This is a genomic window from Niastella sp. OAS944, assembly GCA_024809215.1.
Lineage (GTDB): Bacteria > Bacteroidota > Bacteroidia > Chitinophagales > Chitinophagaceae > Niastella.
This window is the reverse complement of the sequence record JANUBW010000001.1, coordinates 1,375,676-1,390,106: the sequence shown is the minus strand read 5'-3', so window position 1 is coordinate 1,390,106 and position 14,431 is coordinate 1,375,676. Positions and strand designations below refer to the sequence as shown.

Genomic DNA, 14,431 nt, shown 5'->3' with positions numbered 1-14,431 from the left:
TATGATCAGGCCGATCAGTACCAGCAGGATGGTGCGGGATATTTTCCAAAACTTTCTCAGGGTTGAGGCATATTAAATGTAAAAGTAATAAAACAGTTTTCTTTCTGGCGCAAAATCAATACCAATGACTTGTTTTTGAGCAACTTTTCAGTGCCTTTAACATACCATGAAACGCGTATACTGCCTGTTGCTGTATAGTACATACGTAAAAAGGGCATGAAGGTTGGTTATTTCGTTGGTTTTTAACCAATAAATGGGGTAAATGGTTCAATAGCGGTAAACAGGGTAAATGGGCCGGGGAATTCGGTTGGGTAAGATAGGTAAAAGTAGTGAAGGGTGCAAGGGGAGTGGGGAGATAAATCGGCTATGGGCAATGGTTCGGCCTGCCCCGAATTCGGGGGAGTTAAACTATTCGAATTCGAAGGGTTTAAATTGTTCAATCCGCCAACCGGTTATCTATATCCATTTGTTCATGAAGAATTCTAATAATTTCTACAACGTCATTGACAATCCGATAAAAAATTAAATGAGATTTTACTTTTGAAGCACGATAGCCTTGTATGACCGTAGTAATGGTTTAGGGTTTGAAAAATTCCTTTATTCCTTCACCAAACTGATGCATTTTCCATTTTGCAGCTTCACAAAATAGGTGCCCGCGGGATAAGGTTGCATATTGATGCTGGTTGTCATTTGCGTGAGCATGATTTGCTTTAGGACCCGGCCATTGATATCATATAAATGAGCTGTAGTATACATCAGACGATGGTCAGCAATTTGTAGCGAAGCCATTTGTTTAGCGGGGTTCGGATATAACCTAAGAGCATCTCCAGCAAGATTCCGAAAAAATAACACAGTACTGAAAGTATAGTTTCCGTCTATATCCACCTGCTTAATGCGATAAAAAGCCGTTCCACTTACATTATTATCATCCGTATAAAAATATTCGTGTATGCCATTTCCTTTGGAAGCAATAGTTCCTTCGGAAGCAAAATCAACCCCGTTTAACGACCTTTCAATAACATAATAATGTACATTCAATTCATCTACCTTCCACGAGATCAGGGGCTGTAACTGGTAATTGAGCCTGGCTTCAGCCGCCAGCCAATTCAAAGGCAATGCAGCACAGTTACCTGAAATGCTAAGGTTAGACCATGAAGCAGCGGAGGTAGCCCCCCTTGCATATTTGATAACGTCGATCTTGTAAACAGGAGAGTTGGTATTTTTATAGTTCAGGTAAACATTGCGTATATTATCCCCATCAAAAAGAATATCATTTCCACGGGTTCCGGCAGCAATAACTGTTTCTGCCGCAGCAATGACAGGTTCACTACCTGCTGTAATGCCCGGGTTTACCCAAGCCCGTATCACATCGGCATTGGCCCCCCCGCCATTTGCATAATCATACCTGAGCACAATATGATAGGTTTGGTTCAGGTTCAAAACAGTAGTACCCCAGTTGATTCCTCCACCCGAGTTTCCTCCCAGGCCTGTGCCATTCCCTTCTGAAATACCAACATTAAATCCAGCTCCAGATTGTTGTACATGAAAGCGGGTGAACTCATAACTGGTGCCCCCAAAATCATTCCCAATTGAAATAATATGTGCATTGACATCGCTGCCAGCACTGGATAAATTCAACAGGAAAGACAGGTAAAATACCTGACTCGTACTTGCCAGGAAGTTGGTAGTGGGATAAGACAATCGTTCAGTGGTCAAGGCCGAGGCTGTCCCTGGTTGTACATAATTACCACTACCGCCTGTACAACCTGTTATTGGCGATGCACTGGCAACATTTATGACAAGGGTACTGCCATTGATATTAACCCATGTGCCTTTCCCCGATAAGGAACCGGTGGCAAATGCATCAAATGATTCATTCATTAATAACTGAGCGAATGCTGAATTAAAAAAACTAAAAAAACTAAAAAAAATGAGCGATAAAGAACAAATTTTTCTCATACAGTAGCAGTTTAATGAATACGATCCCAGAATCGTATAGTGGGAATACAAATATCTCTGCTACTTTTCAGGACAATATCGATAATTCAGGTTGGGAAATGAAAGATTATATAGATGTTCAAAACCGGGAATATCAGGAGTGGCTGCAACACAGCTAAGATATTCTATACATGAGATTTAAAAAAATATTATATTTTTTTGGTTGGTCAAACTATAAGAACAGGAAAATTCAGGATATTACTTATTCGCCGGATCTTTAACCCCATCACTTTTATTGTAAGCTTCCGACTTCCCTTTTTCTATACTCAGGCTTTGCCAATCGGCGTCTTTAATGAGTTTACCAATGTATATGATCTGCCCAACATGGTAAGGGTAGTGCGCCAGTTGGCGGTTGATGGCGTCTATCACCAGTAAAGGTTCTTCCCTGATGTAGATGGTTTTTAACAGGTCGTTTTCAGTAAGGCAAGTGAGCGAATCCAGAAAACAGGCCCAGCCCTTTTCCCACAGATCAAGTATTTGTTGTTTTGAATAATTGTGTACTTCAAATTCTTCATCCCGTTGCCGCCAGGGCTTCTCGCCATCTTCGGTTAAGAAGTTGGTCCATCGGCTGAGCATGTTGCCCGATACATGCTGAACGATCACTGCAATGCTGTTAGAAGCCGCATTGGGTGTTATATGCAGCTCTGAATCGCTAAGCTGGCCAAATGTTTTTTCACCCAATTCTTTATAATAGCGTAACCGTTTAATGGCTGTTTGCAGGTAAGTGGTGCCAACTGATGACATTGGTAGCTTATTTGTTGTAAAATTAATGAATGGTTCATTTAGCTAATCGCTGCAAGCCGCAAGCTACAAGCAAATACAAAATACAGCTGTAAGCCAAAAGCTTAAAGCCGAAAGCGAATACAGAATACAGCTTCGCGCCAACTTGAAACTCGAAACCCGAAATTACGAACCGCAGCGAAGTAGCCATTTATAGCAAGACTCGAATAAAGGAACTGAGAACTGAGAACTCAAAACTCAATAACTATTCGCCGAATCATCACCGCGTTTATCGGCAATTGCCTCAATAGAACCATTAGCGTTAATTCGAATTACTTCAGTTAGGCCAATGGGGCCACGTTGGGTAACCTTATAACCCATTTGCTGCAACTGTTGCCTTACAGCCTGCGGAAAGTCGGGTTCTACAAATATTTCATCGGGCAGCCACTGGTGATGGAATTTAGGTTTGTTCACTGCATCTTCGGCACTCATGTCAAATTCCAATATGTTAACCAGGGTTTGAAATACCGAAGTAGTAATGGTAGTGCCACCCGGAGTGCCCACTACCAAAAATGGTTTATTATCTTTTAAAACAATGGTTGGTGTCATAGAACTAAGCATCCGTTTACCGGGGGCAATAGCATTGACATCACCACCAACAGCGCCATATAAATTGGGTACGCCGGGTTTTATGCTGAAGTCGTCCATTTCATTGTTCAATAAAAAACCGGCGCCGCCTACTACCGTTCTGCTGCCATAAGATCCGTTGAGAGTGGTGGTTACAGATACGGCATTGCCGCTTTTGTCGTATACGCTAAAGTGGGTGGTTTCTTCACTTTCAGGAATAAGTCCGGCCTGGGTTGTCTTACTGCTGCCAGCAGTTTCGGCTTTGTAATCTTTCATTCTTTCCACCGCATATTCTTTACTGCTTAGTTTTTTCACCGGCACTTTATAAAAATCAACGTCCCCCAGAAATTTGGCCCGGTCGGCATAGGCGCGGCGCTCAATTTCCGTCATCAGTTGAACGGCCCGGGCCGATTGAAAGCCATACTGCTTCACCGGCTGGTCTTCTATCATATGCATCATCATGGGCAGCAGTACGCCGCCGCTGCTGGGCAGTGGCATGGTAACTACTTTATAAGTCTTATAGTCAAACACAACCGGTTCCCGCTCTTTTGCCTGGTAGTTCTTCAGGTCTTCGTAACTGATGATGCCGTTAGCTCTTTTCATTTCGTCAACAATAAGCCGGGCGGTTTCGCCTTCATAAAAACCGGCCATGCCTTTATCGCGAATGCGCTTGAGGGTATTGGCCAGGTCTTGTTGAACCAGGGTATCGCCTTTCTTCCAGCCGGCTGCTTTTACAAAAACAGGCGTTACGGTATTATATTTAATTAAGGCAGGTTGAATATTGTTCAGGTGCCGGGCTTCCGATTCGGTGAGCACAAAACCTTTTTCAGCCAGCTCAATGGCGGGTTGAATGAGTTTGCTAATTGGCAAACTGGCATATTGAAGGCAGCTGAACAAACCCGCAACGGCGCCGGGCACACCTGCTGCCAGGTGACCGTTTTGGCTTAATTGGGTTTGCGCATTACCTGCTGCATCGAGGTACATATCACGGTGTGCAGTAGCCGGTGCTTTTTCGCGGTAGTCAATTGTTAGATTCTTACCATTAGCGAGGTGGATAACCGTAAAACCACCTCCACCAATATTCCCTGCTGAGGGGTAGACTACAGCCAACGCCAGTTGGGTTGCTATGGCAGCGTCAATGGCATTACCCCCTTGTTTCATAATATTGATGCCTGTTTCGCTGGCCAAAGGGTGGGCGCTCGATACGGCACCATTTGAACCGGTTGCCTTTTTTTGTATAGTATATTCATATGGGTTAAACTGTACTGTTGCGGCAGAACGCGGTCCTGTACAGGCATACAGAAGAATTACTAACGGGAATGTGCACGAAAAAACTGTCTTCATATTAGAATAAGTTAGAGTAGCTAAAATTAACAAAGCAAAATTAGCTTCCAGTTTTTTTTATTATTGAGTTAAATGTTTTAATTTTAGTACACTAACAAAAACTGTTTACGGGGTCCAAACCACATGAGCTTATGAGAAAGTACCATTCCACGGAACTTATAGCAATCTTCCATTTGTCTCAGCTCCCATGTGTTTTGCGGGTTTTTGCATTCTCTTTGTTGGTTAACGGTTCACTTTTAATAGCAAGCCATATTTTTACGCAGACGTTTCATAAATAATACCTCCGGCAGGCAAGGGTTCTGCAAGGTCAAAAAATGATCACTAGTGCGCAAGATAATAGCGTTCATTATAAACTCTTAGTGGTCACATGAGAAAATAAAAGCATTTCACTTAGGTGAGGTGCTTTTTTCTTTTTCATTGATTTAGTTACTTTCACAGTACATTTTTACATATGAAGAAAGTTCCAGCAGTCCTGGCATTGTTTTTATTCATTTCCAGTGTGGCATTGGCGCAGGTAAAATCGCCCGAACAGTTCCTGGGGTATAAATTAGGCGCCCGGTATACACCTCACTTTAATATCGTAAACTACTGTAAACAAGTGGCTGAGGCGGCGCCGCAAATGGTAAAGCTGGAACAGTATGGAACTACCAATGAAGGGCGGCCCTTATTGTTATTATATGTAACGGCACCCGCAAATCTCGCCCGCCTGGAAGAGATAAGGCAGAATAATCTGCGACTGGCCGGCATGGCCAATGATAAAATGGCGCCCGATGAAAAAGCGCCTGCCATACTATGGTTAAGTTATAATGTGCATGGGAACGAAACCTCTTCTTCCGAAGCTGCCATGCTTACGTTGTATGAACTGGTAAACCCCGCCAATACAAAAACAAAAGAGTGGTTACAACATACCGTTGTTATCATCGATCCCTGTATAAATCCCGATGGCCGCGATCGTTATGTAAACTGGTTCAATTCGGTGGTAGGTAAAAATGCAAATCCGCAACCCTTTACCCGCGAGCATTCAGAACCCTGGCCTGGCGGAAGACCCAATCACTACTATTTTGACCTCAACCGCGACTGGGCATGGCAAACACAGGTTGAAACACAACAGCGTATTATTAAATACAACCAGTGGTTGCCACAGGTGCATGTTGATTACCACGAACAATATTATAACAACCCATACTACTTTGCACCGGCTGCAGAACCTTATCACGAAGTGATAACCGGCTGGCAACGCGAGTTTCAAACCATTATAGGTAAGAACAATGCAAAGTATTTCGATGAAAATGGCTGGCTGTTCTTTACCAAAGAACGTTTCGATCTCTTCTATCCCAGTTATGGCGATACCTATCCGTTATACAAAGGAGCCATTGGTATGACGTATGAACAAGGCGGCCATAGCCGTGGGGGCGCCGCCGTTATTAACCGTGATGGTGATACGCTCACCCTGTGGGACCGCTTATATCATCACTTTACCACCGGAATGAGCACCATTGAAGCCACTGCGCAAAATGCGCCAAAAGTGGTATCGGAATTTAAAAAGTATTATGATAAAGCGCGTACCACACCGCCCGGCGACTTTAAAGCGTATGTGATAAAGGCCGATGAAGGAAATAAGATCATGCGCCTAAAAGAATTGCTCGATCGAAATGGAATTCGATGGGCAGAAGCCAACAATGGCAGTTTAACCGGCATAAACTACTTCACCGGTAAAAATGAACCGGTTAAAACAAACAACAGGGATATTGTAATAAATGCCAATCAGCCCAATGCCAATTTGGTAAAAGTGCTTTTTGAAAGAAATTCGAGGCTCAGCGATACCGTAACATACGATATTACCGCCTGGTCGGTGCCTTTTGTTTATGGCCTCACTACATATGGAATGGCCAATTATATTACCGGTGTGGTTAACAGCCAGCCGGCCGACCGTGATACCCTGTTTACAACACCCAAAGAGTCGACCGTAGCATGGATCGTACGCTGGAATGGGTTGAACAGTGTACAGTTCCTGAGCACCATTTTGCAGCAGAAGGTAAAAGTGCGGTATGCCGAGCAGCCATTTAAATCGGGCAACGAAGAATTTGATAAAGGCACCCTCATTATTACCCGTACCAGCAATCAGGGCATTGCTTCTTCGCTAAACAAGATCATAAACGATGCTGCGCGTAAAGCGGGTATCGCATACACACAGGTTGCCTCTTCCTTTGTTGATAAGGGTTTTGATTTTGGGTCAGAAAAAGTACATGGCATGAAGGCGCCCCGTATAGGTTTACTGGCAGGTGACGGTGTTAATTCACTAGGCATGGGCGAAGTATGGCATTTCTTTGATGTGCAGATAGGCTATCCCCTGAATGTTATTTGGGCAAACGATCTTTCAAAAAACAACCTGCGCGAACTGGATGTACTTATTATGCCCGATGGCAATTATCGTTTTTTGGCCGATAAACAAATGAATGAAGCCCTGAAGGACTGGGTAACCAATGGCGGCAGGTTGATTGCCCTGGAAAGCGCCGTAGGGCAGCTATCCGCTGCGGATTGGGGCATTAAAAGCAAAAAAGGTGACGACGACAAGGATAAGGACGATAAAAAAGAAGATTATAGCGCATTGCGCCGCTATGAGAATCGCGAACGTGATTTTATTCCAGGCTATAACCCCGGGTCTATTTATAAGGTAGAACTGGATAATTCGCACCCCCTGGCATTTGGTTACGATGACGCATATTATACCCTCAAACAGGACCCTACCATATATGAGTTCTTTAAAGAACTGGGCTGGAACGTAGGCGTGATCAAAAAAGACAACCAGGTGGCCGGTTTTGTAGGCTCAAAGCTGAAAGATAAACTGAAAGATGGGTTGCTTTTTGGTGTTCAGGACATGGGCGAAGGCAACGTCATTTACCTGGCCGATGACCCGCTGTTCAGAAGCTTTTGGGAGAATGGAAAGCTGCTGTTTAGCAATGCGGTGTTTATGGTTGGACAGTAGATGTTAAAATTTATCAGCGGATTGGCACACTGCCCCGCATTGTGTTATTTTGCCCCCGGTTTCAGATCAAAACTATAAGAATGAATGATTTTTACTCCGGGCGATTACTGTTACTAATTGCTTTGCTATATGTATTGCCAGTTTCAGCGCAAACGCCTGCTACGAATACATCGGCCGATATTTTCCTGCAATTAAAAAAGCTCAAGGTGCTGGGATCGGTGCTGTATATGGCCGCCCACCCCGATGATGAAAATACACGTTTATTAGCCTGGCTGGCCCGGGAACGATTATACCGCACCGGTTATTTATCACTCACCCGTGGCGATGGCGGCCAAAACCTGATAGGTGACGAACAAGGTATAGATCTGGGTTTAATACGCACCCAGGAGTTACTCGCCGCCCGCCGTACCGATGGCGCCGAACAATTCTTTAGCCGCGCCTTCGACTTCGGGTTCAGCAAAAGCACAGACGAAGCCCTGGAAAAATGGGGTAAGGATAAAGTGTTAAGCGATGCCGTTTGGATCATTCGCAAATTTCAACCCGATATAATAATAACCCGTTTTCCTGAAGATAGCCGCGCCGGCCATGGTCACCACTCCGCTTCCGCAGTAATTGCCCATGAAGCATTTCGCGCAGCCGCAGACCCCACTAAATTTCCCGAACAGCTAAAAGATGGGGTTCAACCCTGGAAGGCCAAACGCATCTACTGGAACACCTTCAATTTTGGCAGCACCAATACTACCAGCAACGAGCAATTGAAAATAGATGTAGGCGGGTACAATGCATTGGTTGGTAAAAGCTATGGGGAAATTGCCGCCGAAAGCCGTAGTCAGCATAAAAGCCAGGGCTTTGGCGTACCAGGCAGCAGAGGCACACAACTGGAATATTTTTCATTTACAGAAGGTGACGCCGCCCAAAACGATATTATGGAAGGCGTGAACACCAGCTGGGCTAAAGTAGAAGGTGGCGCAGCCATTGAGGTAATGATCGATGATATTATGAAGAACTATTCCATTGCCAATCCGGAGAACTCAGTGCCTGCACTGGTTAATTTATATAAAGCATTGCAATCGCTGAAAGATGGATACTGGAAGAAACAGAAGATGGAAGAAGTACAACGCCTGATAGAAAACTGCAGCGGTTTGTTTATGGAAGCAACCACAGGTAATGAACAGGCTGTGCTGGGCGATTCAATAAGGGTTAATATCGTTATCAATAACCGCCTCGGTGCCCCCGTTCAGTTAAGTAAGCTCAACCTCGATGTGTTGGATACTACCATGGCGCTTAACCTCGATAAGAATCGCAACTTTAACCTGCAGCGCACCTTTTATGTGTTTACTACCAAGCCCATTTCGCAACCTTACTGGCTTGAGCGTAAAATGAGCGATGGTTCTTTTACAGTAAATGATCAGCAATTAATAGGCAAGCCACAAAACGATGCATCTTATCAGGCGCGTTTTGAACTGGTGATTGCAGGCCAGGCATTTACTTACATAAAGCCGGTGCAATACAAACATACCGACCCCGTAAAAGGAGAGTTGTACCAGCCATTGGTGGTAGTGCCATCTTCAACAGTAACTACCGATCCCAGCGTTATCATCTTCCGCAAAAACGAAAAACAAAGCGCTGAAGTGGCCGTTACCGTAACCGCCAATAAACAGTTTGCCGGTTATACCGCTAAGATCTCAAAGCGGCTTACATATGATAACAGTATAAAGACCGATTCCAATTTTAATTTACAGCCAGGCACGCAACGCCAGTATATTTTCAATATCGACAATGGCATGCTCAAGGATAAAGAAACAGATTTTGTACAGGCCTTTGTTGAATTGAAGAATGGCAAAGAAGAACAGCCGGCTTACCTGAACCTGAACAATATTCGCTACGACCATATTCCACACATCCATTATTTTTACCAGGATGCTATTAAAGTATTGAACATAGACATTAAGACCGTTGGTAAAAAAATAGGTTATATTGAAGGGGCGGGTGATAAGGTTACCATTGCACTACAGCAAATGGGGTATGAGGTTACCATCTTAAAAGAAAAGGACCTTACACCACTTACCCTGAAACAATTTGATGCTGTGATCACCGGCGTGCGTGCATACAATGTGCACAATTACCTGGAGGGAAAGTACGACGTACTGATGGATTATGTAAAGAATGGTGGCAACCTTATTGTTCAATATAACACCAGCAACAATATAAGCTCGGTAACTTCAAAAATAGGGCCCTATCCGTTTTCGATATCGCGCAACCGTGTTACCGATGAAAAAGCTACGGTAAACTTTCTGTTGCCCGATCATGCCGTTTTAAACTATCCTAATAAGATCACCGCAAAAGATTTTGAGAACTGGGTGCAGGAGCGGGGTATCTACTTCGCCGAGCAAACCGATGCCGGTTATGAAATGCCTTTGTCAATGGCCGATCCAAATGAGAAAGACCAGAAGGGCAGCCTTATCATCGCCAATTATGGTAAAGGAAAATTCGTATACACGGGGCTGGTATTCTTTCGTGAATTGCCTGCGGGCGTGCCAGGTGCATACCGGCTGCTGGCAAACATAATTGCATTAAATAAAAAGAAAGGATTTTAGATGTTATCAAAGCGTGAATGGTTTTTTATTATCGCTATAGGCATCGGAATTATTTTAGGCAGGCTGCTGAAGAAAATGACCATTGGACTGGCCTTAGGTGTACTACTGGCTATTATGGCGGTGATGATCGTTTCGAATAAAAGAAAGTAAACCATCAAAACAGCTACACATGTCAACAACTGATAATGAGCAGGCGCCTGTATTTAAAAAATGGCGGCACTGGTATTGGCTGGTGATCGGTTTTCTGTTTATACTAATGGTTTTATTTTATTGCTTCACTAAATACTTTGCATGAATTTTTCCCGGTTAGACTGGACGGTGCTTGTTGTCACCCTGCTACTTATAATAGTATATGGGGTGTACCGTAGCCGTACGTCAAAGAACCTGGAAGGATATCTGTTAAGTGACCGCCAAATGCCCTGGTGGATAGTGTTACTGAGCATCATGGGCACACAGGCCAGCGCCATCACTTTTTTAACCGTGCCGGGGCAGGCGTATAGCGATGGCATGCGGTTCGTTCAATATTATTTCGGACTGCCTTTTGCCATGGTAGTGGTGTGTATCATGTTTGTACCCGTATTTCATCGCCTGAAAGTTTTTACCGCTTACGAGTACCTTGAGCAACGGTTTGATGTAAAGACCCGCCTGCTTACTTCATTCCTGTTTTTATTATCACGTGGCATTTCAACTGGTGTAAGCATCTTGGCTCCTTCTATTGTATTACATAGCATGCTGGGTTGGGATATAGCAAGCACCAATTTGTTTATGGGTGGGTTGCTGATCATTTACACTGTAAGCGGTGGCGCCAAAGCGGTGGCCTATACCCAACAGTTACAACTTATAATTATTTACGCTGCCATGTTCCTGGCTGCCTGGTGGGCGGTTAAAATGTTACCCGAAGGAATTGGCTTTACCGATGCATTGCATATTGGCGGCAAATCGGGCAAACTGAACGTGATCACTTCTGGCTTTACCGATAAAGGGTTCGACTGGAAAGACCGGTATAATATCTGGAGCGGTGTCATTGGTGGTTTCTTTTTAGCCTTAAGTTATTTTGGCACCGATCAAAGCCAGGTAGGCCGTTATTTAACAGCCCGTAGTGAGCAGGAAAGCAAACTGGGATTACTGATGAACGGATTGGTTAAAGTACCCTTACAGTTTGGCATTTTGCTTATAGGCGTTTTATTATTTGCGTTTTACCAGTTCAACAAAACGCCGGCATTCTTTAATCTTGCCCAGGAACAAACCTTACGAAAAAGCGCCAATGCCGGTGAATTTGCCACTGCCGAACAAAAGTATCAGCAGGTGCAGGAGGAGAAAAGAAAAACGGTAGTGGCATTGGGCAATGCACTACATGCGAATAATGAAGCGCAGGTTGATCAGCTACGTACGCGGTTGCAACAACAACAGCAACAAACACAACAGGTGCGTGATTCTATTTCCAATATTGTAAAGAAAACCATTCCAGGCAGTGATGGCAACGATACCAACTATGTGTTCCTTCGTTTTGTTGGCGATTTCTTGCCGAATGGATTGGTAGGGCTTATTATAGCGATTATCTTTCTTGCATCGTGGAGCAGTATTGCTGCAGCTCTGCATGCATTGGCTTCCTGTACCATGATAGATTTTCATAAGCGGTTTACAAAGAAGGCGGCTACACCCCTGCAGGAATATCGCTGGTCGCAGGCTTATGTATTGATCTGGGGCGTATTTTCTGTTATCGTTGCGCTGTTCAGTTATAACCTGGGTAATAGTTTGGTTGAGGCTGTTAACATTCTGGGCTCCTGGTTCTATGGCACTATCCTGGGCATATTCCTGGTGGCCCTGTATTTAAAACGGGTTGGCGGCCATGCCGTTTTCGTTGGTGCTATTATTGCAGAAATAATTGTTATTGGTGTATATTATCTTAACCTGCTTTCTTTCCTTTGGTTGAATTTAATTGGCGCCTTGGCGGTAGTGATCTTCAGTTTTATAATACAGGTAATATTTTGCCGCAGGGCAGGTGCACTGAAAAATGAAAAAGCATTACAAGGGGTAAAGTTGTAATGCTTTCGATACTGAGTTAATTACTGTATTATTTGATCACCAGCTCCATTTGAATATTACAGCGTTCGTACGGCGTGGCATGACCTATTACTTTCTGAAAACCTAATTTGTGGTACAGGTTAATGGCAGGTTCCAGAATAGTATTGCTTTCGAGGTAGAGCTTTTTTGCGCCCAGCGATCTTGCTTTATCAACAGCTGCTTTTCCCAAAAGCCAGCCAATGCTTTTTCCCTGTACGGTGGGCGATACTGCCATTTTAGCCAGTTCATATTCGTAAACCGGATCATCCATTTTCAGCAACGCACAAACCCCAACAGGCTCGTTGTTATACAGGGCTACAAGAATGTATCCGCCTTTATCAATAATGCTTTTCTGCGGGTTATCCAGTGCTTTATGATCTGCCGCTTCCATTTTGAAATACTTCGATATCCATTGTTCATTCAGCTCCCTGAACGCTTGTTGATAGGCAGGGGTATAATCAACAATCTGCACATCGCGGCTTTCACGTAACTTCTTTTGCTCCTGTACCCGGCGCAACAATGATTTTTGATTTAACAAAAACTCCCATTCTTCAATGGCTTTCCACAGGTCGTGCCTGGTTTGCGACAGTGCTTCTTCAATAGCATTGGTAACATCCAGGTATTGCGGGGCAATAGCGTTTACCACTTCTTTTCCTTTTTTTGAAAGGGCTACCACTGTTTTACGACCATCGAGTTTGTCTTTTTTTTCAACCACAATGCCCTGTTTTACCATTTCTCTAATAATGGTGCTAACGGAAGGGTGTGAGTGGCCAATCTCTTCTGCTATGGCGGTTATGGTTTTATCCTGTCCCTGCGAAAGGGCATGAAAAACCGGGAACCATTTTGGTTGCAGCGATACATTGTACATTTTGTACACCTGGCCGGCATCTTCTGTTATCTGATCACTTAGGCGGCGCAGCCGGCTCCCCAGCGCCATTTTGCCAACATTGTTGTAAAAGTCCATTGTTTAAGCAATTATGTAATTGATTACGTAATTTAGGACGATTTCTGTTCCTGGCCAAAACTTTATGTGTGTTTAACATATTTGGTTAACAAGTTGACGAGTTAACACGTTGACAAGCAGTTGAAAAGGTGATAGAGGTGACAAGGTGATAGAGGAAAGGCAAAAATGAAAAGGGGGTGAGGCAGCTTACAAGTATAGGGGCCGCGGGTAAAAGAAAAGGGCTTCTGATTTCAGAAACCCTTCGCCTTTCAAAAAAAGTTACCTGGATATTACTTTAAAGTAGCCAGCAGCTTTTGGTTCAGGGCCACATAATCATCGTTCTTGGCTTCTTTTGCCAGTTCAATCGATTTGTTGGCCGATTCAATAGCTTCCTGTTTTTTGCCCAGTTTAGCCAGGCAGTTGGCTCTCTGGTGAAGTATCCAGAATGCTTTGGGATTTTGCTCTGCAGCTTTGTTGAACCAATCCAGTGCCTGATTCAGATCTTTACCGTTATCCATGTAGTACATGGCGGCGCCGAAATAAGGATGGCTCTTTTTATCTTCCTTTTTCATCAACTCATCGATCTGTGCCATTACTTTGGTTTCGATGTCGGTAGTGATGGGAAGAACTACATCTGTTTGATCCCACATTATATGCAATTCAATGCTGGTTGATTTTACATTGGCGAATTGCATAGTGAAGGTCTCTGCTTTTTTGATGCTTTGTGGTTTTGCCTGTACACGCACTACATCATTCTCTTGTTTATAAGCAGCGGGTGATGTAATATCCAGCTGCTTGGTGATGATGAGCGTCCACGCACTTTTGTCAGGAATTGACACTAAACCGTATTTACCAGCAGGTATTTTAGTACCGCCAATAGTTACCTCATCGGCAAAGGTAAGTGTGGTTGCCTGGTTGGCACCGGTACGCCATACTTTCCCAAAAGGCACCAGGTCGCCATATATTTTGCGGCCTTTGATGTTCGGGCGGGAGTACGACAGTTCAATGGAACCCAGACCAAAATCCTGTTTAATGGTTTGTGTACTGGAAGGCGCAGGTGTTTTTAATTGCGCTTTAGTAATAAAAGCAAATGCGAGCAAACATCCAATCATTATAGTCTTTCTCATGACGAACAAATTTGCGCGAAAGTAA

12 protein-coding genes are annotated in these 14,431 nt (G+C 43.9%); 6 read left to right on the top strand and 6 right to left on the bottom strand.

What is annotated here, in order from left to right; all coding sequences use genetic code 11:
- Nucleotides 1-436: 436 nt before the first annotated feature.
- A complete protein-coding gene (locus GGD38_RS05380; RefSeq protein WP_375303811.1) occupies nucleotides 437-562 on the bottom strand; it encodes a type II toxin-antitoxin system RelE/ParE family toxin in 126 nt (41 codons plus the stop codon).
- Nucleotides 563-597: 35 nt separating this feature from the next.
- Nucleotides 598-1,959, bottom strand: a complete 1,362-nt coding sequence (locus GGD38_RS05375; RefSeq protein WP_375299044.1) for a T9SS type A sorting domain-containing protein — start codon at nucleotides 1,957-1,959, stop codon at nucleotides 598-600.
- Nucleotides 1,960-1,973: 14 nt separating this feature from the next.
- On the opposite strand from GGD38_RS05375, the gene GGD38_RS05370 reads away from it, so the two are divergent.
- A complete protein-coding gene (locus GGD38_RS05370) occupies nucleotides 1,974-2,117 on the top strand; it encodes a hypothetical protein (protein WP_375299045.1) in 144 nt (47 codons plus the stop codon).
- Nucleotides 2,118-2,196: 79 nt separating this feature from the next.
- Here GGD38_RS05370 and GGD38_RS05365 read toward each other — a convergent pair whose 3' ends face one another.
- Both GGD38_RS05365 and ggt read right to left on the bottom strand, forming a co-directional pair.
- The gene (locus tag GGD38_RS05365; RefSeq protein WP_375299046.1) at nucleotides 2,197-2,742 is read right to left on the bottom strand and encodes a DUF1572 family protein; all 546 of its coding nucleotides are present in this window, start codon (nucleotides 2,740-2,742) and stop codon (nucleotides 2,197-2,199) included.
- Nucleotides 2,743-2,976: 234 nt separating this feature from the next.
- Nucleotides 2,977-4,689 (bottom strand): gamma-glutamyltransferase, encoded by a 1,713-nt coding sequence (gene ggt / locus GGD38_RS05360; RefSeq protein WP_375299047.1) that lies wholly within the window; start codon nucleotides 4,687-4,689, stop codon nucleotides 2,977-2,979.
- Between the two features lie 451 nt (nucleotides 4,690-5,140).
- On the opposite strand from ggt, the gene GGD38_RS05355 reads away from it, so the two are divergent.
- The 5 genes from GGD38_RS05355 to GGD38_RS05335 all read left to right on the top strand — a co-directional run bounded on the left by GGD38_RS05355 (nucleotide 5,141) and on the right by GGD38_RS05335 (nucleotide 12,318).
- Nucleotides 5,141-7,675: a M14 metallopeptidase family protein gene (locus GGD38_RS05355; RefSeq protein WP_375299048.1), complete on the top strand. Its 2,535-nt coding sequence runs from the start codon at nucleotides 5,141-5,143 to the stop codon at nucleotides 7,673-7,675.
- Between the two features lie 80 nt (nucleotides 7,676-7,755).
- Nucleotides 7,756-10,272: a PIG-L family deacetylase gene (locus tag GGD38_RS05350; RefSeq protein WP_375299049.1), complete on the top strand. Its 2,517-nt coding sequence runs from the start codon at nucleotides 7,756-7,758 to the stop codon at nucleotides 10,270-10,272.
- On the top strand, nucleotides 10,273-10,422 hold the full coding sequence (locus GGD38_RS05345; RefSeq protein ID WP_375299050.1) for a hypothetical protein: 150 nt from the start codon (nucleotides 10,273-10,275) through the stop codon (nucleotides 10,420-10,422). It abuts the gene before it with no gap.
- 19 nt (nucleotides 10,423-10,441) lie between these two features.
- A complete protein-coding gene (locus GGD38_RS05340) occupies nucleotides 10,442-10,567 on the top strand; it encodes a hypothetical protein (RefSeq protein ID WP_375299051.1) in 126 nt (41 codons plus the stop codon).
- Nucleotides 10,564-12,318: a sodium:solute symporter gene (locus GGD38_RS05335; RefSeq protein ID WP_375299052.1), complete on the top strand. Its 1,755-nt coding sequence runs from the start codon at nucleotides 10,564-10,566 to the stop codon at nucleotides 12,316-12,318. Before GGD38_RS05340 ends, GGD38_RS05335 begins: the two co-directional genes overlap by 4 nt.
- A gap of 28 nt (nucleotides 12,319-12,346) precedes the next feature.
- Here the strand turns inward: GGD38_RS05335 and GGD38_RS05330 are convergent, their stop codons facing one another.
- Both GGD38_RS05330 and GGD38_RS05325 read right to left on the bottom strand, forming a co-directional pair.
- Nucleotides 12,347-13,300, bottom strand: a complete 954-nt coding sequence (locus tag GGD38_RS05330; protein ID WP_375299053.1) for a GNAT family N-acetyltransferase — start codon at nucleotides 13,298-13,300, stop codon at nucleotides 12,347-12,349.
- Nucleotides 13,301-13,569: 269 nt separating this feature from the next.
- Nucleotides 13,570-14,406 carry a DUF2911 domain-containing protein gene (locus GGD38_RS05325; protein ID WP_375299054.1) on the bottom strand — a complete coding sequence of 279 codons (837 nt, stop codon included), beginning with the start codon at nucleotides 14,404-14,406 and terminating at the stop codon, nucleotides 13,570-13,572.
- Nucleotides 14,407-14,431 lie beyond the last annotated feature (25 nt).

Excerpts from the sequence above, each read along its gene's own strand:
- GGD38_RS05375 (WP_375299044.1), bottom strand. The coding sequence starts at position 1,959 with ATGAGAAAAATTTGTTCTTTATCGCTCATTTTTTTTAGTTTTTTTAGT.
- GGD38_RS05370 (WP_375299045.1), top strand. The coding sequence starts at position 1,974 with ATGAATACGATCCCAGAATCGTATAGTGGGAATACAAATATCTCTGCT.
- GGD38_RS05365 (WP_375299046.1), bottom strand. The coding sequence starts at position 2,742 with ATGTCATCAGTTGGCACCACTTACCTGCAAACAGCCATTAAACGGTTA.
- ggt (WP_375299047.1), bottom strand. The coding sequence starts at position 4,689 with ATGAAGACAGTTTTTTCGTGCACATTCCCGTTAGTAATTCTTCTGTAT.
- GGD38_RS05355 (WP_375299048.1), top strand. The coding sequence starts at position 5,141 with ATGAAGAAAGTTCCAGCAGTCCTGGCATTGTTTTTATTCATTTCCAGT.
- GGD38_RS05350 (WP_375299049.1), top strand. The coding sequence starts at position 7,756 with ATGAATGATTTTTACTCCGGGCGATTACTGTTACTAATTGCTTTGCTA.
- GGD38_RS05345 (WP_375299050.1), top strand. The coding sequence starts at position 10,273 with ATGTTATCAAAGCGTGAATGGTTTTTTATTATCGCTATAGGCATCGGA.
- GGD38_RS05340 (WP_375299051.1), top strand. The coding sequence starts at position 10,442 with ATGTCAACAACTGATAATGAGCAGGCGCCTGTATTTAAAAAATGGCGG.
- GGD38_RS05335 (WP_375299052.1), top strand. The coding sequence starts at position 10,564 with ATGAATTTTTCCCGGTTAGACTGGACGGTGCTTGTTGTCACCCTGCTA.
- GGD38_RS05330 (WP_375299053.1), bottom strand. The coding sequence starts at position 13,300 with ATGGACTTTTACAACAATGTTGGCAAAATGGCGCTGGGGAGCCGGCTG.
- GGD38_RS05325 (WP_375299054.1), bottom strand. The coding sequence starts at position 14,406 with ATGAGAAAGACTATAATGATTGGATGTTTGCTCGCATTTGCTTTTATT.